Origin of the sequence: Methylobacterium sp. E-005, from assembly GCF_022829725.1 — a bacterium.
Classification (GTDB): Bacteria; Pseudomonadota; Alphaproteobacteria; order Rhizobiales; family Beijerinckiaceae; genus Methylobacterium.
In genome coordinates this window covers 14,425-33,977 of record NZ_JAKSYG010000093.1, presented here as the reverse complement: position 1 = coordinate 33,977, position 19,553 = coordinate 14,425, and the positions used below count along the sequence as shown (strand labels likewise).

The 19,553-nt window shown below is 62.1% G+C and carries 20 protein-coding genes; 11 read left to right on the top strand and 9 right to left on the bottom strand.

Features of this window, described 5'->3' with window-relative positions:
* The first annotated feature begins 14 nt into the window (after positions 1-14).
* Both tsaA and MKK88_RS10515 read left to right on the top strand, forming a co-directional pair.
* Entirely contained in the window at positions 15-509 is a 495-nt protein-coding gene (gene tsaA, locus MKK88_RS10520; protein ID WP_243999406.1) for a tRNA (N6-threonylcarbamoyladenosine(37)-N6)-methyltransferase TrmO, read from the top strand.
* 206 nt (positions 510-715) lie between these two features.
* Positions 716-1,444, top strand: a complete 729-nt coding sequence (locus MKK88_RS10515) for a substrate-binding domain-containing protein (RefSeq protein ID WP_243999405.1) — start codon at positions 716-718, stop codon at positions 1,442-1,444.
* Positions 1,445-1,471: 27 nt separating this feature from the next.
* On the opposite strand, the gene MKK88_RS10510 is transcribed toward MKK88_RS10515, so the two are convergent.
* From MKK88_RS10510 to modA, 3 genes are all read right to left on the bottom strand, one after another.
* Positions 1,472-1,843 carry a hypothetical protein gene (locus MKK88_RS10510; protein ID WP_243999404.1) on the bottom strand — a complete coding sequence of 124 codons (372 nt, stop codon included), beginning with the start codon at positions 1,841-1,843 and terminating at the stop codon, positions 1,472-1,474.
* Between the two features lie 140 nt (positions 1,844-1,983).
* Positions 1,984-2,193, bottom strand: coding sequence for a molybdopterin-binding protein (locus MKK88_RS10505; protein WP_147939988.1), 210 nt, complete (start codon positions 2,191-2,193; stop codon positions 1,984-1,986).
* A 32-nt stretch (positions 2,194-2,225) separates the two neighbouring features.
* The gene (gene modA / locus MKK88_RS10500) at positions 2,226-3,005 is read right to left on the bottom strand and encodes a molybdate ABC transporter substrate-binding protein (protein WP_243999402.1); all 780 of its coding nucleotides are present in this window, start codon (positions 3,003-3,005) and stop codon (positions 2,226-2,228) included.
* Between the two features lie 143 nt (positions 3,006-3,148).
* On the opposite strand from modA, the gene MKK88_RS10495 reads away from it, so the two are divergent.
* Together MKK88_RS10495 and MKK88_RS10490 are read left to right on the top strand one after the other, a co-directional pair.
* A complete protein-coding gene (locus MKK88_RS10495) occupies positions 3,149-3,517 on the top strand; it encodes a winged helix-turn-helix domain-containing protein (protein WP_147939990.1) in 369 nt (122 codons plus the stop codon).
* A gap of 64 nt (positions 3,518-3,581) precedes the next feature.
* Complete coding sequence (locus MKK88_RS10490) at positions 3,582-4,802, top strand: DUF2325 domain-containing protein (RefSeq protein WP_243999400.1); 1,221 nt, start codon at positions 3,582-3,584, stop codon at positions 4,800-4,802.
* 346 nt (positions 4,803-5,148) lie between these two features.
* On the opposite strand, the gene MKK88_RS10485 is transcribed toward MKK88_RS10490, so the two are convergent.
* The 3 genes from MKK88_RS10485 to MKK88_RS10475 form a co-directional block, all read right to left on the bottom strand.
* Positions 5,149-5,430, bottom strand: a complete 282-nt coding sequence (locus MKK88_RS10485) for a hypothetical protein (protein WP_243999399.1) — start codon at positions 5,428-5,430, stop codon at positions 5,149-5,151.
* A 116-nt stretch (positions 5,431-5,546) separates the two neighbouring features.
* Positions 5,547-7,766 (bottom strand): TonB-dependent siderophore receptor, encoded by a 2,220-nt coding sequence (locus MKK88_RS10480; protein WP_243999397.1) that lies wholly within the window; start codon positions 7,764-7,766, stop codon positions 5,547-5,549.
* Positions 7,767-8,906: 1,140 nt separating this feature from the next.
* Positions 8,907-9,809 (bottom strand): LysR family transcriptional regulator, encoded by a 903-nt coding sequence (locus MKK88_RS10475; RefSeq protein WP_243999395.1) that lies wholly within the window; start codon positions 9,807-9,809, stop codon positions 8,907-8,909.
* Between the two features lie 170 nt (positions 9,810-9,979).
* Here MKK88_RS10475 and MKK88_RS10470 point away from each other — a divergent pair, with 170 nt between their 5' ends.
* The 7 genes from MKK88_RS10470 (at position 9,980) to MKK88_RS10440 (ending at position 16,151) form a co-directional block, all read left to right on the top strand.
* A complete protein-coding gene (locus MKK88_RS10470) occupies positions 9,980-11,356 on the top strand; it encodes an NAD(P)H-dependent oxidoreductase (protein ID WP_243999393.1) in 1,377 nt (458 codons plus the stop codon).
* Positions 11,357-11,465: 109 nt separating this feature from the next.
* Entirely contained in the window at positions 11,466-12,770 is a 1,305-nt protein-coding gene (locus MKK88_RS10465; RefSeq protein ID WP_243999391.1) for an MFS transporter, read from the top strand.
* A gap of 154 nt (positions 12,771-12,924) precedes the next feature.
* Positions 12,925-13,788: a class II aldolase/adducin family protein gene (locus tag MKK88_RS10460; protein ID WP_243999389.1), complete on the top strand. Its 864-nt coding sequence runs from the start codon at positions 12,925-12,927 to the stop codon at positions 13,786-13,788.
* 1,008 nt (positions 13,789-14,796) lie between these two features.
* Positions 14,797-15,033 carry a hypothetical protein gene (locus MKK88_RS10455; protein WP_243999387.1) on the top strand — a complete coding sequence of 79 codons (237 nt, stop codon included), beginning with the start codon at positions 14,797-14,799 and terminating at the stop codon, positions 15,031-15,033.
* A gap of 11 nt (positions 15,034-15,044) precedes the next feature.
* Complete coding sequence (locus MKK88_RS10450) at positions 15,045-15,356, top strand: hypothetical protein (protein WP_243999385.1); 312 nt, start codon at positions 15,045-15,047, stop codon at positions 15,354-15,356.
* A gap of 8 nt (positions 15,357-15,364) precedes the next feature.
* Entirely contained in the window at positions 15,365-15,775 is a 411-nt protein-coding gene (locus MKK88_RS33810) for a DUF3768 domain-containing protein (RefSeq protein ID WP_279602207.1), read from the top strand.
* 1 nt (position 15,776) lies between these two features.
* Positions 15,777-16,151, top strand: coding sequence for a hypothetical protein (locus tag MKK88_RS10440; protein WP_243999383.1), 375 nt, complete (start codon positions 15,777-15,779; stop codon positions 16,149-16,151).
* A gap of 744 nt (positions 16,152-16,895) precedes the next feature.
* Here the strand turns inward: MKK88_RS10440 and MKK88_RS10435 are convergent.
* Genes MKK88_RS10435 through MKK88_RS10425 form a run of 3 tightly spaced genes read right to left on the bottom strand, consistent with a single transcriptional unit; the run spans position 16,896 to position 19,529 of the window.
* Positions 16,896-17,525, bottom strand: coding sequence for a hypothetical protein (locus tag MKK88_RS10435; protein WP_243999381.1), 630 nt, complete (start codon positions 17,523-17,525; stop codon positions 16,896-16,898).
* Positions 17,512-18,957, bottom strand: coding sequence for a DEAD/DEAH box helicase (locus MKK88_RS10430; RefSeq protein ID WP_243999379.1), 1,446 nt, complete (start codon positions 18,955-18,957; stop codon positions 17,512-17,514). Before MKK88_RS10430 ends, MKK88_RS10435 begins: the two co-directional genes overlap by 14 nt.
* On the bottom strand, positions 18,954-19,529 hold the full coding sequence (locus MKK88_RS10425) for a hypothetical protein (RefSeq protein ID WP_243999377.1): 576 nt from the start codon (positions 19,527-19,529) through the stop codon (positions 18,954-18,956). The genes MKK88_RS10430 and MKK88_RS10425 overlap by 4 nt, the downstream gene beginning before the upstream one ends.
* Positions 19,530-19,553: the final 24 nt, after the last annotated feature.

Genomic DNA, 19,553 nt, shown 5'->3' with positions numbered 1-19,553 from the left:
GGAGAAGACCGTCCATGGTGCGCCTCAACGAAATTAGAACTGGCGAAGTCGCAGTCGCGGCACCTGCAGCCGATGACGCCGGATTGGTCTACATCGGTCGTATCCACACCCCCTGGACCGATCGTCTCGCTTGCCCACGACAAGGCAGGTCGGATGGTCCGATCTGCCGTATCGAGCTGTTTGAACCTTGGGGCGCAGCGCTAGACGGGCTAGCAAAATTCGCTCGGATTGAGGTGCTGTACTGGCTCGATGCTTCCCGACGAGATCTTGTGCGGCAGAGCCCGGCCAACAATGGGAGCACGCGCGGCACCTTTGCTCTTCGCTCGCCCGTACGGCCGAACCCAATCGGAACATCGATCGCCACGCTCGTCGCCATCGAGGGCAACATCCTGACGGTCAGGGGCCTCGATTGCCTCGATGGCACACCACTCCTCGACCTCAAGCCAGACCGGACCCTCTTCACGCCGATCGCCCCGCCGCAACCGGGTGATTTCGAGACCGACGACTGACGCCTCGACTGGATGCCTGAAACGCATGTGCCAGGGGTGATCCTGCCAGGCTTTGGGCTATATCCGAACAGATATAGCCCTGCTCTAGCCGTCTGGAGGCATCATTGCCCGCCACCCGTCTCACCATACCCTCGCGCATCCTTCGGCAATTAGCTCTCCTCGGCTGCCTCACGCTGTCATCTACAGGCGGAGCGTGGGCTGAGCCGATGCAGGTCTATGCTGCTGGCAGTCTCGTGGCTGCGCTCAAGGACGTGATCGCCGCCTCGGGCCTGCCCGTTGAAACAGTAGCGCCGCCGACCTTCGGGCCGGCCGGTCTGTTGCGCCAGCGGATCGAGGCCGGTGAGAAGGCAGACCTCTACCTGTCCGCCGATCTTGCCGGCCCCCGGCGCCTCGCCGCGGCGGGCATAGCCAGGGACGTCGTGCCGTTCGCCCGCAACAGGTTGTGCGTGTACGCCCACGCCGACCACGGCCTGACGGCCGACAACCTCATCGATCGCTTGCTCAAGCCCGACCTACGGCTCGCGACCTCGACGCCCGGCGCCGATCCCGGTGGCGACTACGCCTTTGCCGTGTTCGACCGGGCTGAGGCCGAGCATCCCGGCGCCAAGGCTGTGCTGGAGAAGAAGGCGCTGAGGCTGCTCGGCTCGCCCAACACGATGGTGCCGGTCGCGGGCCGCAGCCCCGCCGCTACGGTCTTCCTCGGAAACAACGCCGATGCTCTGCTGTACTATTGCAGCGGTCAGGGCGACACGACGAAAGAGGTACCCGGCCTCAGCGTCGTGCAATTGCCGTCCAGCCTGTCGGTGCCGGCGACCTACGCCATGGCGCTGATCTCCGACAATCCGGACGCGATGCGCCTTGCCCTGTTCCTCGTCTCCGAGAAGGGACAGGCGATCCTCGCCCGCCACGAACTCGAACCGATCAGCGGGCCGTAAGGCGGTCAGGACGAGCGGCCGACGCGGCTACTCCGCTTGGAGCAGATTGAGTTTGATCTGCTGGCTCGGCGCGCGGCCGATCTCAATTGTCACCGGGCCGGCGTCGAGTGCGAAACGCAGGCTCTTGCGGACCTCCGGGCAGCCGGCCTTACCGCTGATGCGTTCGGGCTTAAGCGTCGTACGCCCATCCTGACTGACGTCGATCCAGGCATCCTCCGACAGCGTCAGTTGATAGGTGCCGGCGGATGGCACCGTGGCCGTGATGAAGCCCGCGAACGTCCCCGGCTTCGCCGCCCTCTCGGACTGAACCGGCAGTGTTACCTCTGCCGCCGGCTTCAATGACATCTGCGCGGCCCCCGCCCCGCCCAGCAAAGCCGATCCAGATGCGAGCTCGGCCAAGTCGGGTGCCGTGAACGCAGCACGATCCCGTGCAACCGACCATGCGAAGCTCGCGCAGGCCGGTGGCTCCTCAGCCGCCGCCGGACGGATGCAGCAGACCACCGATGCGACGGTGAGAAGGACGCGGGATCCAGGCTTCATCAGTCGACCGCAACCATGACGTCGGACGCCTTGATCACAGCGTAGGCGGGACCGCCGACCGTGAGGTTGAGGCTGTCGACGGCCTCGTTCGTCACGGCGGCGGTGACGACCTGGCCGGGCATGATCTCGATCTTGACGTGCGCCGTGGTGGCGCCCTTCTCGATCGCGGTCACGGTGCCTTTGATGATGTTGCGTGCGCTGATCTTCACGGTGTCCGCCTTCCTGGCCCTTTTCAGGCTAGCTAGTTCTTGCCACCGTCGATGACGCTGAAGCCCTGAGCCTCAAAGAACGGCTTGGCCGCTGCGCTCCGGAGGTAGTCCAGGAAGCGCTTCGCCCCGTCGCCCTTCGCGTCCGTGGTGACGGCGAACGGGTACACCACGGGCGGGTGGCTGTCCGCCGGAAATATGCCGACGACCTTCACGCCGGGATCCGACTTCGCGTCGCTCTCGTAGACGACGCCGAGAGGCGCCTCCCCGCGCGAGACCAGAGCCAGGGCCGCTCGGACGTTGTCGCTCATGGCCAGACGAGGTTGAATACTTCCCCATAGGCCGAGCTTCTCGAAAGCGGTCTTGGCGTACTTGCCGATCGGTACCGAGTTGACCTCGCCTGTGGCCAGCCGCCCATCGGGACCGAGCGCTTTGGCGAAGCCCTCCGGCGTGAAGGCAACCGTGTTCTCCTTGGCGTCGCGCGGCGCAATCAGGACGAGGCGGTTGCCGAGCAGGCTCACCCGCGTGTCCGGACGGATGAGGTTCTTCTTGGCGAGGTAGTCCATCCATTCGAGGTCGGCCGAGGCGAACAGATCGGCCGGCGCTCCGGCCTCGATCTGCCGGGCGAGGGCAGAGGACGCCGCGTAGCTTGCCCGGATCTCGATCCCAGATTGTGCTGTGAATGCCTTGCCGGCATCATCGAGAGCGTTCTTGAGGCTGGCTGCTCCGAACACCGTCGTGGTCTCGGCCGCTTGGGCTGCTCCAACGGTGAGGAACAAGGCGGCGATGAGGCCGGAGCGGATCAAACTGCGCATGCGGAAGCGGTCCTCGACGTCGGATGTGCCAGCAGCGCTATATCAAGCAGAATATATCGCCGAAAGCCATCGATTGCGCTGCGTTCGCGACTGCTCCACCGGTCGACGCGTTGGTTCGTGGCATGAGGCGAGGGAGAGACCCGATGGCAAGCCTGAGCATTCGTATCGACGTTGGGCCCGACAATCGTATCGGCCCCGGTAAAGTGCAACTCCTGGAGATGGTTGCCGAGCACGGCTCGATCAGCGCAGCCGGGCGGGCGCTCGGCATGTCCTACCGGCGGGCATGGATGCTCATTGAGGCGATGAACAGCGGTTTCGGGCAGCCGGTAGTCGAGGCGCAGATTGGCGGTAAGGCGGGAGGCGGGGCACGCTTGTCTACACTCGGAGTCGATCTGGTCGCGCATTACAGGGCGATCGAGCGTGCTGCCGACCGGGCGGCCGCGCCCTTCCTAGATCGGATCGCTGCTCCCGAGCGAACCGCAGACGACCTGCCGGCTGTGACCTCCCCCTAGGCAAGCCGATTGTTTTTGGACAGAGTGTTATATCCGAATGGATATAACGACTGCCGAGACGCCGATGCCGCCAATCGCTCACCTCGACGGTCCAGCGCTGCGCGCCCTCGCTTCCGTCACCCGTCCGCCGTTCGTGCCGCCGCCTAAACCCGACTCGGCGGATAAACCGCGGGACCGGATCTGGGAGCTTGCCGAGAACCTGCACTGCTCGATCGTAGGCACCTGCCTGACCAACTCTGAAGCCCGCGCGATCCTGGCCAAGCTTGGGCGTGCCGACGCTCGGACGATCAGTGAGCACCACCTGCACGGAGAGATCGTCCAGATAGCCGGTCGCAAGGACGGGGGTGGCCGTCTGCTGCAAAAGACCCTGGACCGGCGGCACGAGCGGGAGATCGAACGCTTTGCCGAGGCGCGCACCGCTGACGCGGTTCGGGCGCTCTGGAAGTCCTCGCTGGAGCGTGGGGCTATCCCTGGCGCCTATTGGGCAGCGATCACCCACCCAGCCACCGACTGGCCACTCGTGCAGGAAATCTTCGGCGAAGTGCACATGCTCTCGCACCTCGTCGGTCAGTCGAACCGGGCCGACATCCGCCGCCTGCGCCATCTCGAAGAGGAGTTGGGCCGACGCGATGAAGCGCTCGCGGCACGGGACGAGCGCATCATGGCGCTCATGCGCGAGCGCGACGATCTCAGGAAGCGCACCCGGACGATCGAAACCGAGCGTCCCATCCCGGCTACTACGACCATCGAGCCACCGTCCACGCGCGGCCTGGAGGTGCGGCTGGCCCGGGAGATCGCGCATGCGACCGCGTTGGAGGAGCGGCTTGCGGTGCTGGCTGGCGCAGCCGAACGCCTCAGCGCTGATCTAGCCACGGAGATAGCCCGCCGATCAGTTGCCGAAAGGGAACTGGCTGCCCTCGAAGCGGCTCTGGATGTGCCGAGCGTGGATACAGCCGATAGCCAAACATCGGGACGGCTAGACGGACAGGTCATCCTCTATGTTGGCGGCCGGCGGCGTCAGGTGGCCAATCTCCGCCGCTTCGTGGAGGCCAGGGGCGGCAGGCTGCTCAACCATGACGGAGGTATCGAGGACAACCTGTGCCTTCTGGCGGGGCTGGTTGGGCAAGCGGATCTAGCGGTGTTCCCCGTGAGCTGTGTCAGCCACGAGGCGAGCCTTCACCTGAAACGATACTGCGAAGCACAGGCTAAACCCTTCCACCCGGTGCGGAGCGCTGGCCTGGCGAGCTTTATGCACGTCGTCACGCCGATGGCGAGCTCGTCGTAGACGATCAAGCAGATCGCTCGGGGGTCACGGGCAGACCGGAAGAAGCTTCTAGGTTTATGTCCTCATTGCATAGCGTACATAAGCCGCTCTCCAACTTGCCCGACATGATATGACCACGTGACAGATTGGTTTGACGATCCTGACGACGACATCCACTCGCCCATCAAAAGTGAAAGCTGGATGCTATTGTACATCACAGCGGCTCTAATCGGCATATGTGCGCTTGGCGTGATCGGCACGATGCTACATATCTTTCCCGCGTAGAGTACAGAGTCTGCTTTCGACCCTTCTAGGACCTCGGAAAGGTCTGCTTACCGGCACTGGGGCGCTTATTGAGCAAAGCTTTCTATGCCGACCCCATACGTTCCATTGATCGTGGCGTCGAAGAGGGCATTTGATCCGCCATGACGGACAAGATCCTCTCAGCCGCCGCCAGATTGAGACTGTAGCCGTCCCCTGCGACGACCTCGTCCCGGCTATTGAAGAGGATCAGGCCGCCGCGGTTCCGAATATAAGACTGACGCCAGCGCGACTTCGACAACTTCAGTCCGAGGCGCTTGGCCTGCTTCCGGAGCTGCGCGAGACGAAGGGTGTCCTGGTAAGTCGGGGTCAGGTCGATCTCGTGCACGGCACCCTCTCACGCCCGTGTCGTCTCAGCCGCAGCCCGCCATGCGGCGCGCCGCGGTCGTCGTGCTGGTGTAACGGTTCGGCACTCGAATACCCAGCCGCTGGAGGTGGAGCCTCTCACCACCGGTAGATCAGGCTGCCGATGACCGTCGCCGGCTGGTTGCGATTGCAGAACCCAAACGAGCAGGTCTGGTAGTTCCGATCGAAGATGTTGTAGCCGTTGAGCTGCGCGCGGAAGCCCTTGTACTTCGGATCGAGAGCCGCGAAGTCGTAGGCGACCAAGGCGTCGTAGAGCGTGACGGCAGTGTTGCGCACCGTGTTCTGATCATCCGCGTAGCTCGCACCGATGTAGCGGATGCCACCGCCGATCTGGAGGCCGCGCAGAGGCGAAGACGGCGGGAACGCGTAGGTCAGGAACGACGCGTAGGTATCCTGGGGGATGCCCGAGACGAGGTTGCCGGCGAGCGACTGACCGGTCGAAGACACTGAGTTCACGAACCGGATGTCGACGTGTGTGTAGGCGATGGTCAGGTTTGTTCCCGGCGCGAGGTTGGCGGTCGCCTCGGCCTCGAAGCCCTTCGAGCGCACGGCACCGCCGGCGGTCTGGAACGCGAGGGAGGACGCGTCGGGGATCAGGATGTTCGACTGGGTGATGTCGAAGCCGGCGAACGCGGTTTGGATGTTGGTGCCGGGGATCAGGTACTTCACGCCTGCCTCGATCTGATCACCGGTCGCCGGCTTGAACGCCTGTCCGTTCCGATCGAGGCCCACCTGCGGGGTGAAGGTCGTGGCGTAGCTGGCATAGGGCACGAGGCCCGGCGCTAGGACGTAACCCAGTCCGACCCGGCCCGTGAACGCGCTGTTGTTCTGGCTTGAGACTGCACTGTCGGGGGTGGCGAAATTGTCCTGGAAGACCCAATCGTGGCGTCCGTTCAGGGTGAGGATGAAGTCGCCGAACTTAGCCTGATCCTGCAGATAGACGCCGATCTGCCTCTGTGTCTGGCGCGCGGCGGACCCGAGAGTCGGCGTGGCGATGAATTGTTGGCCGTAGTTCCGCGTGATGAGGTTCAGGTCCGGGGCTAGGCCAAAGCCGAGGCGCTGGCTCAAGCTGTACCGCGCATAGTCGACGCCCCCGACCACGGTGTGAGCGATCGGGCCGGTGGCGAAGCGCGCCTCCAACTGGTTGTCCAGCGTCTGCTGCACCAAGCCTTCGCGGATGTAGCCGGTGTCGCGCGTGCCGATCGTGTTTGCGTCGTTTATGCCGTTGATATCGACGTACTTCCCGCTGAGGAAGACGCCGTAGTGCCGGAAGTTCTGGCGGAAGACCAAATCGGGCGTGATGAAATGCTCGAAGGCGTAGCCGACCCGATACTGCGTCTGGTCGAGACCGGCGAAGCGCGGGTCGCCCATATAGTACGGGCTCGCCCGGAAACCTGGGTAGTTGTAGTAGAACGTCGTGGCTGGCGTGTTGGTCGTTTGAAACTCACTCAGGAACGTGAACGTCGTGGCGGCATCGGGTTTCCAGGTAAAGGCGGGCGCGATGTTGAACCGGTCGTCGTTGGTGCCGAGGCCGATGAAGGTGCCGGCCTCGCGACGGATGCCGGTCAGCCTGTAGGCCATGGTACCGCCCGAGCCCTCGACTGGGCCACCGAAGTCGAAGTTGCCCTGGACGCGGTCGAAGCTACCGGCCTGGAACTGGACCTCGCCGAATGGCACGAAAACCGGGCGCTTGCTCGTGATGTCGAGGATGCCGCCCGGCGAGCCGAGGCCGTAGAGACCGGCGGACGGCCCGCGTAGGATGGTCACGGCCTCCGCGCCGTAGGGCTCGATGCGCGGGAAGATGAACCCGCTGCCGATTACGCGCAGGCCGTCGCGGTAGGTGCCCTGGTTGGTGAGCACGTCGAAGCCGCGGATGAAGATCTGGTCGAAGCGCGGATCGAAGCCCGACCGGGCCGATATGGCGCCGGGGACGTAGTTGATCGCATCGCTCAGGGTCTGGACGTTGCGGTCGTTGAGCTGCTCCCGGGTGACGACGGAGATCGATTGCGGCGTCTCGATGATTGGCGTGTTGGTCTTCGTTCCCGCAGTCGTCACGCGGGCGGTGTAGCCGGTGATGCCGGACGGACCACCGCCACCGCCGCTGGTCGCGGCCGTGCCGCCGTCGCCCGCACTGAGGTTGAGGCCGCCGGAGCCCATCGGTCCCGGGGCAGAGCTGCCGGGTCCTGCCGCGTCGACTGAGATCTCGTTGAGCTGGATGGTCCCGTCCTGCGCGCTCGCATTCCCAGCGAGGGTGGTGGTGGCGAGAAGGACGGCGAGGAGCGAGGAACGGTAAGACATAGATCACGCTGACACGCGCCTTGAACGGCGCAACGCCCCAGTGATCACCGTTCACAGATCCTTGAGCAAGGCGAAAACGTGTTATAGATCACACACTTATAGCGGTTCAAATCTGAAGGCGTTCTAAGCTAGAGCTTATCGAGCACCTGCTGGTACTGCGCGAAAGCGAGCTGCGCCAAATGGTGTTTGACCGAGGGCGATCCTTGAAAATACCAACTGCATCACCCCGAACGACTGAGCCGGGAGCGGAGTTGAAGGTCCGCTTCCAAGCGTTACGTCAAATCCCGCTTCCCACCCGCTGCAGCCGTTGCACCCGCCTCCAAGGCGATTGCTGCAAGCTCGTGCACCGAACCCCACTACCAAAATCGGTCCAATAGGGCCCGCTCCTGTGGAACGGTCCGTACCAAGAATCATAAGCGTTCCATCGGGTGGTCTCTGCCTTTTGGAACGCAAAATCGCACACATCTGAGATCCTTCTAGAACTCGGCGGGATTGCCGCGGGACAGACACGGTGAAGGACTGTTCGGCCATGTCGGCAGCCGCTTCCGTACCGTTAGATCATCCCGTAGGCCGCTCTCCGAACGTCGGTGGTAACGTCTGCTTGTGGGAACTCGTGATAACCCATCGAATGGCCGGGATGGGCGCACAGCCGAACGTCTGGTTTTGTGCGTCCACGGGATCAGGCGTGACGAAATCTGGCCGTTTGCGAACTGTCTGCTTCGGGGCGGAAGCTATGGGGAAGCGGACGTTCAGCGCAGCTCAGGTAGATACCTTGAGTGATTTTAAGCGGATCTTGGCGATGTCGCCGGCGAAGGTCCGGATGAGGTGGCAATCAGACCCTCGCCTGCCGCCAGAAAGCTGACCTTCCCCATCCGACTTGACCCTGCCGTAGAAACGTGTGGTCGCTTCTTCCGAGCGGACGTCAGGGTGCATCAGGCAGGGGCAGCTTATCGCACCCACTCAGTCTTGATGGCTGACGCCACATCATCGACGAACTCACGCGCCGCGACAGCACGGAAGTGTTCCTTCCCCGCGCCTCCGCGACCTTGGCCAAGCTGCCGGCCTCGGCGACCGCCACGATGCGGCCAGCTCGTCAGGCTGACCTGATCCGGCAATTCTCGAATGGTCCGGGCCCGAGTTTTACGGCGGCGCCAGCCAGAAGGCATTGCCGGCCGCCTCGGCCTGCCGGGTCAGGAAGTCCGAGACCAGCCGGACCCGCGGCAGATCACGCGTATCCGCGTGGGCGATGAGCCAGTAAGCCCGGACGATGTGCACCTCGGGCAGGACGGCCACGAGGTCCTGGCAACCGCGCGCTAGGAAATGCGGCAGAACGGCGAGGCCGGCGCCGCCGCGCACCGCCTCCAGCTGGGTGATGACGTTCGAGATCCGCGCCTGCGGGTGGATCGCCGCCGAGACCTGCGGCAGGTAGTTGAGCTCGCTCGTCCAGAGCAGATCCTCGACGTAGCCGACCCAGCGATGGCACGGCAGGTCGTCCACGCTCCGGATCGCCTCCGCGGCCTCGGCGTAGCGCCGCGCCGCGTAGAGGCCCAACGCGTAATCCACCAGCTTGCGGGCATAGAGCCTCCCGGTCTCGGGCCGGGTCATGCCGATGGCGAGGTCTGCTTCTCGCTTCGACAGGCTGAAGCTGCGCGGGTTGGCCACCAGCTCGACCTCCAGCGCCGGCTGGGCCGTGCAGAGCTCGGCGAGGCGCGGGGCGAGGAAATAGGTGCCGAAGGCCTCGGGCGTGCCGAGTCGAACGGTACCGCCGACCTGATGCGCGTCCGCGTCCAGCCGCGCGCGCAGGCCGATCGCCAGGCTCTCCATGCGCTCGGCATCCGCCAGCAGGCGCTCCCCCGCATTGGTGAGGGCAAAGCCGGACGGGCGGCGGTCGAATAGGCGCGCGCCGAGGGTGCCCTCCAGGGCGGAGAGGCGTCGGCTGAGGGTCGAATGATCGACGCCCATGCGCTGGGCCGCCACAGTCAGCCGTCCGGCCCGGGCGACGGCCAGGAAAGCGCGCAGGTCGTTCCAGTCGAAATCGGACATTACGCGCCGCCGGGCCTCGGGCATGGGGATTTGCGCACGGCGCCTTTGCAATCCTTCGCATGGGCGTGCGGAAATACGAATGATAATTCCGATCTCGCGACAAAGTGCAAACGCGGCGGGAACCGAGCCTGGATCCGGATCGACCGCGGAAAGCCCAGGGAGATCGCGACATGGCCTTGTTTTCCAAGCTGCAGCAGCGCGCGCAGGAGGGCCGGCCCGTCCGGGTGGGCCTGATCGGCGCCGGCAAGTTCGGCTCCATGTACCTGTCGCAGGCGCCGCGCACCCCGGGGATCCACCTGATCGCGGTGGCCGACCTGTCACCGGACCGGGCCCGCCAGTCCCTGCGGCGGGTGGGCTGGGACGAGGCCCGCTTCGCGGCGCGCGGGATGGAGGAGGCCGCACGGGCCGGCACCACCTTCGTCACCGAGGATGCCGACGCGATGATCGCGAGCCCCTTCGTGGACATCGTGATCGACGCCACGGGCAGCCCGGCGGCCGGCATCCACCACACGCTCAAGGCCTGCGCGGCGGCTAAGCACATCGTGATGGTCAACGTCGAGGCGGACGTGCTCGCCGGGCCGCTGCTGGCCCGCCGGGCCGCGGAAGCAGGGGTGATCTACTCCATGGCCTCAGGCGACCAGCCGGCGCTCATAGCCGAGCTGGTCGACTGGGCGCGCACCATCGGACTTGAGGTGATCTGTGCCGGCAAGGGGACGAAGTACCTGCCGGCCTACCACGCCTCCACGCCCGACATGGTCTGGGGCCATTACGGCTTCAGCGCCGAGCAGGTCGCGGGGGGCGACTTCAACCCGCAGATGTTCAACTCCTTCCTCGACGGCACCAAGTCGGCGCTGGAGATGGCCGCGGTGGCCAATGCCTGCGGGCTCACGCCCCCGCGCGACGGCCTCGCCTTCCCGCCCTGCGGCGTCGACGACCTGCCGAGCGTCCTGCGGCCTGTCGCGGACGGCGGCATCCTGGCGGAGCGGGGCACGGTCGAGGTGGTCTCGTCCATTGAGCGAGACGGTCGGCCGGTGTTCCGGGACCTGCGCTGGGGCGTCTACGCAGTGTTCGAGGCGCCGAGCCCCTACGTGCGCGACTGCTTCGCCCAGTACGGGCTTAGAACCGACGACAGCGGCCGCTTCGCCGCCACCTACAAACCCTACCACCTGATCGGACTGGAGCTCGGGATCTCGGTGGCCTCGATCGCGGTCCGCGGTGAGGCCACGGGCGCCACGGGGGAGTGGCGCGGCGACGTGGCGGCCACCGCCAAGCGGGCCCTCAAGGCCGGCGAGCGGCTGGACGGCGAAGGCGGGTTCACCGTCTACGGCAAGCTGATGCCGACGGCGAACTCGCTGGCGCAGGACGCCCTGCCGATCGGACTGGCCCACAACATGGTGCTCAAGAACGACGTTCCCGCCGGCCGGGCCGTGCGCTGGAGCGACGTCGCGTTCGACGCCGGCCAGGAGGCGATCCGCGTCCGGCGCGAGATGGAGACCCTGTTCCGGCAGGAGCTCGGCCTAGCTGACGCCGCGCGCAAGGTCGCCTGACCGAGCGCCGCGCCCCTGATCGCGCGCCGGCCCCGCCCCTAGCGGCGGGGCCGGCCAAGGTTTCGCAACATCGCGACAGAGCCCGCCAATGGGCCGATCGGAGGAAACGATGGATCACGCAGCCAGTATCGGCCTGACCACCCCGGTGGCGGAGACGAACGTCTACCGCAAGATCACGTGGCGGATCATGCCGTTCATCGTCGTCTGCTATCTGTGCGCGTATCTCGACCGGGTGAATGTCGGCTTCGCCAAGCTCCAGATGATGGCCGATCTCGGCTTCAGCGACGCCATCTACGGCTTCGGGGCCGGGGTCTTCTTCATCGGCTACTTCCTGTTCGAGGTGCCCAGCAACCTCGCCCTGCACCGGCTCGGCGCCCGGGTCTGGATCGCTCGGATCATGATCAGCTGGGCAATCATCTCGGCGCTGACGCTGTTCGTGACAACGCCGGTCCAGTTCTACGTAGCGCGGTTCTTCCTAGGGCTCGCCGAGGCCGGGTTCTCGCCCGGCATCATGCTCTACCTGACCTACTGGTTTCCGGCGAAGAAGCGCGGCTTCGCCCTGGGCTTCTACTACATCGCAATCCCGCTCGCGGGCGTCGTCGGCGGACCGGTCTCAGGGCTGATCCTGGAGCACTTCACCGGCTCCAGCGTGATGAAGGCGTGGCAGTGGCTGTTCCTGCTGGAGGCCGCCCCCTCGCTGCTGGCCGGTATCGCCGTGCTCTTTCTAATGGTCGACAAGCCCGAGCAGGCCTCCTGGCTCACCGAGGCCGAGAAGGCGGAGGTGAGTGCGGAGCTCCGCCGGGAGGACGGCGAGAAGGTGACGCACGGCTCCTCGGCGGCCTTCCTCCGGGACGCGCGGATCTGGAAGCTCAGTGGCGTCTACTTCATGACGATTATCGGCCTGTACGGGATCAGCTTCTGGCTGCCGTCGATCGTGAAGGATTCCGGCATTAAGGACGTCGCGACGATCGGCTGGCTCTCGGCGATCCCCTATCTCGTCGCGATCCCGACCATCATCCTCACCGGCATCAGTGCCGACCGCACCCGACGGCGGCGGGCGCACTTCTCGGTGGCGCTGGCGATCGGTGCCGTCGGCTTGGCGCTTGCCGGCTATGTCGGCCAAAGCCCGGTCGCGGCGGTGGCTTGGCTGTGCGTTGGCACGGCCGGCATGCTCTCGGCGCTGTCACTGTTCTGGGGCGTGCCCTGCGCGTTCCTGGCGGGCACCTCGGCGGCGGCCGGCATCGCCACGATCAACTGCATCGGCAACCTCGCCGGGTTCGTCTCGCCCTACATGGTGGGCGGCCTGAACGTGCTCACCGGCAACCCTGCGATCGGCCTCTACGCGGTGGCCGCTTGCATGTTGGTGGGGGCAGCGCTGATCCGGATCATCCCGGCCTCATTGGGTGACCGATAGTCTAGTCTCCCGTCTAAGCTCGCTCGGCTCCACGGCGGTTAAGACCGAGCGGCGACGGGCGTTGACCGGCTACTACTGACTTCATGTGTTAGCAGCTGTCGTGCGGCTGGATCGCCTTATTCTCCTTACCCGCTACTTTAGTAGAGGTCGCACCATGCTCGACGATCATTCCCACAACGGGGCCGTCGCCCTCGACCTGCCCAACGACGATGCCGGCCGCAAGCGGACCTCGATCTATCAGCCCGAGCAGGCCGGCCTGATCTTCCCGGAGATCCCCGAATTCGCCAACCACGCCGAGGAGCGCGAGTACCGCAAGAAGCACCTCGTCGCCGCCTGCCGCGCCTTCGCGATGCACGGCTTCGACTACGGCTTCGCCGGACATCTGACGATCCGAGATCCCGAGCATCCGGAGCTGTACTGGACCAACCCGATGTGCGTGCACTTCTCGCAAGTGCGGATGTCGAACCTGATCCTGGCCGACCACACGGGCCGGGTGGTCGAGGGGCGTTATGCGATCAACCGGGCCGGCTTCGTCCTCCATGCCGCCGTGCACGAGGAGTATCCGGAAGTCATCGCGATGTGCCACGCGCACACGACCTACGGCACCGCGTGGTGCGCCACCGGCCGGCCGCTCGATATGATCAGCCAGGATGCGGCGGCCTTCTACAACAGCCATGCGGTGATTGTCGCCTCGGCGGGCGCCGTAGCGGTGAAGAAGGAGAGCGGCCTCTCGGTGGCTCAGCAGATCGGCCGCAACCGCGGCGTGCTGCACCAGAACCACGGGCTGCTGACCTGCTCGCGCCACAGCATCGACGACGCGGCTTTCTGGTTCATCGCCCTTGAGCGTGCTTGCCAGCAGCAGCTCTTGGTCGAGGCCACCGGCATCAAGCCGCAGCTCCTCTCCGAGAAGACCGCCCGCTACAGCCGCGAGCACGTGGGCAGCGACTATATCGGATGGCTGCACTTCCAGACGTTGTACAACCACATCGCCGAGACCCAACCCGACATGTTCGCATAAGGTGGGGGCCGGCTTCGTAGCCAGCGCTCGCCGCTGGTCGCAGAGGTCGCCCCCTGGAGTTCAATGCGGGGACTACGATCTGGCGGCTACGGTGCTGGTGGTGCTCCGCGGTAACGCTGCTCCTCACGCGCTACGCCAAGCCGCGCTAGATAGCTGTCCCTGCGGTTCCGGTGCGGGAAGCACCCGGACGGCTTCTGGCTACAAGTTACCGGATTCGGTCCCTTGAACCGTTTGCGAGCGGACGTTCCGAGCTTCTGCAAAGGGTCGGGAGCGGCGGTTCAGTGCCTATCGGTTCGAGGTCAGCTGTGGGCGCAAAGCCGAAGGTCCGCTTTTCGACATCGAACCAATTGGCGCCATTGGAAGAAATTTCAGCGCCTCCTTCGTCTGCTGCGGCGACGGTAAAACATACTCTTTAGCGTCAGCATTTCAGGGCGCGATCAGAATATTCAGCACCGTTGCACCGACAACATCCAGCAGTATTGTCTAAATTGGAACATAATCGCAAATTTTGCCATGCCGCTCTGTGCGCAGCGAATGCGGCGACAAGCTGGACGACGGCCGCAGCCTTGACATTAGGATAATTATCCGGTATTGATACTTTCGTCGCTCACCCTGCGCGACTGAAAGCACCTGCGATGACGCCGCTTCAGCTCCTGCCAAGGCCGCCTGTTTGGCGCGCCCCACCACCGCGATCAGCGCGGCCTCAGCGCAAAGCATCTTCCCCTCGCAAGGCGGCCTCCAGGCCGCCTTCGTCGTTTCTGGAGCTCCAGCATGTCCAACCAGCAGCCTAAGCCGAGCAGCATCAGTGGTGGCCGGGGTCAGCCGCCCAAAACCGTTAGACTTCTCGGCGAACCAGAGGGTGGCTCGCAGCCCCGCGCTAGCGCAACCTCAGCTGCGTCACCCGCGCCGAAGCCTACGGCTCCGGTAACCCCGACAAGCAGCGCAGTCGCTGCATCGCACGCTCAGGCCGCTCCAGGACCATCCAAGCCGCCGGCCGGTGATGCCCGCGTGCCCGGCAGCTGGGACGCGATCAAGCCGGGTTCGCTTGTGCTCGCCACCGAAGGGCATGCCGAGGGCTGGTTTGAGTCCCTCGTCGTCGCCACCCGCGCCGACGACCGCTTCCTCCTGCGCTGGCGTGACTGGCCTGAGTTGCCCGAGTTCACCCCCGCCGCGACGAACTCGCCCTGCTGCACCCCGCCACTGACCCGCAGGGCTGAGCACCCGGGTCCCGCATCGCTGCATTGAAGGAGAACGAAATGACCGACCGTGCCGATCAGATCCCGCCCGCCGCGAGCCTACCGGCCTTGCTGCCTACCGCTAAGGCACCGCAGCGCGTTCGCCCCTGTGCGGCTGCCGACGCCGTCTTAACAGCAGCCCTCGAAGCGGTCGCCAGCCTGGAGGGCGACGATCTGGAAGTGGTGCTGCGAACCGCCGAGGCGCAACGCCCCGGCGTGCGGAAGGCACTGGGTGCTGCGTTCGAGGCTGAGGCGCATCGTTTCGCCGAGCTGTCACGACGTGCCTTTGCAGCGGCCGATCGTTTGGCCGCCCATTGCGCATCGGCGGAGTGAAGCAGCCGATGACGAACACTCAGGCAACGCCAGAACAAAACATGAACAAGAATGCGCGCCCTCATCCCACGCACCGCACGCGGCCCAGGGAGACCGCCAGTATCACGCACATCGCCCAGCTCAATGACGCGTTTCGTCGGAGTTTCGTCGGCGGTCGTGTGGTCGAGACGGCCGGCTTGATCACGCTGCCAGAGGCCGAGCGCATCGCCGTCCTACTGGCTGTGCGCCGCTTCGACGGCTTCGACGGAGACAACGATCCCCACAGCGAACACGACTTCGGCGCGGTCGAGGCCGGCGGGCGGCGCTTGTTTTGGAAGATCGACGCCTACGATTGCGACCTGCGCGGGCATTCGCCCAACCCGGCCGATCCAGCGGTGACGACACGGGTGCTAACTATCATGCTGGCCGAGGAATACTGACGTGGCCAGTCATCACCATAGACGTCTTGCGTTTCGGACGCTGGTGTTAGGCTCGCTCGCTCCCGCAGAGATGCTCGGGGGCTGCTCACGCGACATCCGATGCAGCGATCAGACAGTCATTGATGCGCTCCACCGGTCGCTCGACCAACTTTATGCCGAGTTCCGGCAGGTTGCCGAAGTCGAGTGGGAAATTCGCGACCTCGTCGCGGTTGAACAAACCCCGCGAAGGTCGGTCTGCAAGGCGATGACCCGCATCAGCGTCACCTTCGCCGGCTCCAAGCAGCAGGAAGACACTGCGATCACCTTCTACGCCGAAGCGACCGAGAAGGGCGACGTGGTCGTAATCGTGCCGACGCCGAATCGCCCAAAACAATGAGGCGGACACGCGTATCAATGTCTACCTGACACGTTGATGAGACTATTGCGTTGATGCGAAGCGGCACATGAACCCTCGAGATACACTCGCCTTAGCTGTTACCTGCGTCTGGTTGATGGTGCTTGCGGTATTCACTCTGCCGTCGGCCATCGCCTTTTGGAGGGAAGATCCGAAGCGCTGGCTGATTTTGGCGACCAACGTGAGCGTGGTCGGCTGGGTCGTTGCACTGGTTTTGGCGGTGTACCCGCTGCTTCGCCTTGGTAGGCTCATAGGCTCAGATCACGGTGATGCAGGTTGAATACCGCCTGCCAGTCGTCTCCCCTGCTGACGGACTCGCAAGTGCACGCGGCTGCTACGTCACAAGGGAAGTAGTTGTCGGCCGCCGCCGCGGTTGGCGAAATCGAACGCCTTGAGCACCTGCCCGTGAGCGCATATTCGTGTGAGGCTGAGTTCGCAGCTATGAGGCGAGCGACTTGGCCGTTGAGGTCCTGATCGATGGTGCTGACGCGGGCATACTCGATGCGGGCCATGTGTCACCTCAGGCTGTAGGCGCAAAGCTACTGCGTCACAGATAGTCGCCGTCGACCCAGATGTTACGATGCGCGGCGTCGCCAATGTTACGTCACGTCGGGGTATGCCCATATATTATAAGTTTTGACACGTCTGAAAGCATTTTTGAATAGCCGCAGCGGCATAGAAAGAAAACACCAAAGATCCTCTCGATTCGGCATAAGAAACTTGAAACTACGCGCCTCCTAGGAAAAAGCAATCTGTTCTAATATTCATCAGATCATGAAACGCTTCTATGGGAATACGAGCTCGCAAGCCAAGTTTGAATGTGGCAGATTGAGAATAAAAAATATCAATGTGATCGAGCGGATGAACGTTACCGTTAACATTTGCTGGATCGTGGTCAATTCGAAGATATCCATCATCCGCGATCATCAAATCGCGCAAAAGCTCCCATATTACATCTTGTTCGCCATAGATTTCGAGCAAGGGGTCCGCAAACTCTGACACGCTACGTTTATTCAAGACATCGTTTGTATTGATGAGGGAAATGATATCTGAAGTGACCTTGCTATCGACGACCGGGCAAGTGGGTGTTCCGAACTCGAGAGCACCCTCGACTTCGCGGACGGAAAACGGAAAATTTACTGAGTACGACTTGTCCTGAGTATGAATAAAAAGCCTGCTCATCCGATCAACAACAAGCACAAGCTCCCCGACAATTTTAGCATCCTCAGGCCGTGCGTAGGCAGCAATTGTTTTTAATGAATTCATCCAAAGTGCAATAACGTCCTTCTTCTCCCTAAATTGGGACGTGAGGCGAGCCAGCTGGAAAGCGTCCAAAGGGAAGTCAAATTTCTTCACTTTTTGAACTCCGCAGTATGGCGCTGTAATTAGATGACACGACTTCACGCACCAAATCGGCGTCAAATTCTTCACCAAGCATCGTTGTTACTGCCGATCTAAGCTTCTCACGAGCCGTGGAAGCCACTCCGATCTTGTCGAAAATCGACTCCAGGAAGTCGAAGTATGACTCCTTCGCGGAGGCGTGCTCGATGGTAGTGCGAATAAGAGCACTTTCTTCTGCCGTCGGCGGCTGTACCTCTATGTACCCAAAGTTGTTTATGACCTCCAAGCCGTCTTTGATCTGCTTCAGTACAGTACCGTCCTGACGATCTGATAAAATGAGATACGACTTGAGAAAGGATCGGGTGAGCGTCATATAAATCGCGTTTCTATAGGAGTAAGTATCTCTTATGGCACTAGTAACGCAGATTACGAACGGAAACTCCAAGCCCTTAACATTATTTTTGTTGCTAATGAAGAGATGGCTTTTCAATTTGCTTTTGGACTCATAAGCCTTATTTACCTGCCAACCAAAATGTTGCGGTATAATTTGTTCCAACCGGTCCGCGAGAACGTAGCTACTATTGGCGCTGTCAAGAAGGATGATTCCGATATCATCGGGTTCGATAGTCGGATTCGAGGTTCTAATGAGGTCAATCGTCTGGATAATTGTTCCTACTGCATCGTTGGATTGTGTGATGTTTACACAATCTAGGTTTGCCTCATCAATGTCTTCGAACCGTCGTAGAGGCTCCCGCTTCAAACGGTAGAAACTGAAATCACTAGATTTTTCAACAATATAACCACAAGTCATCCATTCAGCATCGTCGAGCCAGCGCAGCTTGCGAGGCTCGAAAAGCCCCATTCCAAGCGCGTGGGAAAACATCAACGTTTTCGGATCCGTACGATAGCATTTACTCAGCAGAAAATCTGGAGATATAGTCGGCGTGATTCTTTCATCAAAGATACTTTGAAATATATCTCCTGCAACGTACACAACTTGTCGCGTCACCAGCTGGCAAAGCTCAATGAACGATTGTGGAAAATCCTGACTTTCATCAATCAAAACATAGTCGAAAGCGTACTCGTTCACTGATTTCAGCCGTATTTGCTCAACTGCTTCCTTGCAAACAGCGTCAAAGGGCGACGTTGGCCCAAAACGGCGGAAGGTTAGGCTATAGAAATCGCAGATATATCTATAAGTCCCCGAATTCGTGTCCGAATAGGAACCCCAAGCGTGCATACACCAGAGACGCTCATTCCATGCGATTTGCTGCTCAACCTTCATAAAATTGAAAAACTCAGGTATACGTCGCTTTAGATTATCCGCGAGGATGCGGTTGTGACACGTGAAAGCAATTCGCGACTCTGAATGTTTTATATAAATATCTTTGAGTTTGTGGAGCAATAGCTCGGTTTTGCCAGTGCCAGAAAGGCCCTGGATATTCACCGTTTTATTTTCGATGTTTGATAAATAAATCGCGTTTGATCGCCATCAAATAGTAATATTTTACGCTTGACCTTTTCCAATAAGCTTTGCGGGAGATCTGCCCTTACCTTTTGAATGTCGTTTATGCTGCCGGTCAATAGTGAGACTAAAAGTTCAGCAACTCGTCTCCGACCCGGATCGGTTAAGTCATTTTTCTCAAGCAAAGACGCAAGATTGGTGCTGATGCCATTGTCGAACGAGACAACAAGCTGTTCACGCCACCTCCTTGGTCGGCCAATTGCATCTTTGTAGCGATACTTGTCAGATATTGATCCAAGATCTTCAATGAAGTCCTCGATAAAATCCTCAAAACTTTCACTATCGCCAGAAAAATCAATAAACGAAAGTTTCCGGCCAGGAATAAGTATAACAATGCAGCCGGAGTGTTTGTATTCATACCTCTCATCGCCTAATGGCCGGTCGATGACATACGCTTGTGTACGAGTTTCATTAGCCCACGCTTCGACCGCATCGATAATCTCTCGGTTCAGTGAGGTCTTTTCGGCTTGTTGAAAAAAGAAGCTACTCGACATGGGCTCACCGTGACGGCTCCAAAA

Coding starts and splice junctions, on each gene's coding strand:
- modA (WP_243999402.1), bottom strand. CDS start 3,005: ATGCGCAGTTTGATCCGCTCCGGCCTCATCGCCGCCTTGTTCCTCACC.
- MKK88_RS10470 (WP_243999393.1), top strand. CDS start 9,980: ATGGCCTTGTTTTCCAAGCTGCAGCAGCGCGCGCAGGAGGGCCGGCCC.
- MKK88_RS10425 (WP_243999377.1), bottom strand. CDS start 19,529: ATGTCGAGTAGCTTCTTTTTTCAACAAGCCGAAAAGACCTCACTGAAC.
- MKK88_RS10460 (WP_243999389.1), top strand. CDS start 12,925: ATGCTCGACGATCATTCCCACAACGGGGCCGTCGCCCTCGACCTGCCC.
- MKK88_RS10450 (WP_243999385.1), top strand. CDS start 15,045: ATGACCGACCGTGCCGATCAGATCCCGCCCGCCGCGAGCCTACCGGCC.
- MKK88_RS10515 (WP_243999405.1), top strand. CDS start 716: ATGCAGGTCTATGCTGCTGGCAGTCTCGTGGCTGCGCTCAAGGACGTG.
- MKK88_RS33810 (WP_279602207.1), top strand. CDS start 15,365: ATGACGAACACTCAGGCAACGCCAGAACAAAACATGAACAAGAATGCG.
- MKK88_RS10475 (WP_243999395.1), bottom strand. CDS start 9,809: ATGTCCGATTTCGACTGGAACGACCTGCGCGCTTTCCTGGCCGTCGCC.
- tsaA (WP_243999406.1), top strand. CDS start 15: ATGGTGCGCCTCAACGAAATTAGAACTGGCGAAGTCGCAGTCGCGGCA.
- MKK88_RS10465 (WP_243999391.1), top strand. CDS start 11,466: ATGGATCACGCAGCCAGTATCGGCCTGACCACCCCGGTGGCGGAGACG.
- MKK88_RS10480 (WP_243999397.1), bottom strand. CDS start 7,766: ATGTCTTACCGTTCCTCGCTCCTCGCCGTCCTTCTCGCCACCACCACC.
- MKK88_RS10490 (WP_243999400.1), top strand. CDS start 3,582: ATGCCGCCAATCGCTCACCTCGACGGTCCAGCGCTGCGCGCCCTCGCT.
- MKK88_RS10495 (WP_147939990.1), top strand. CDS start 3,149: ATGGCAAGCCTGAGCATTCGTATCGACGTTGGGCCCGACAATCGTATC.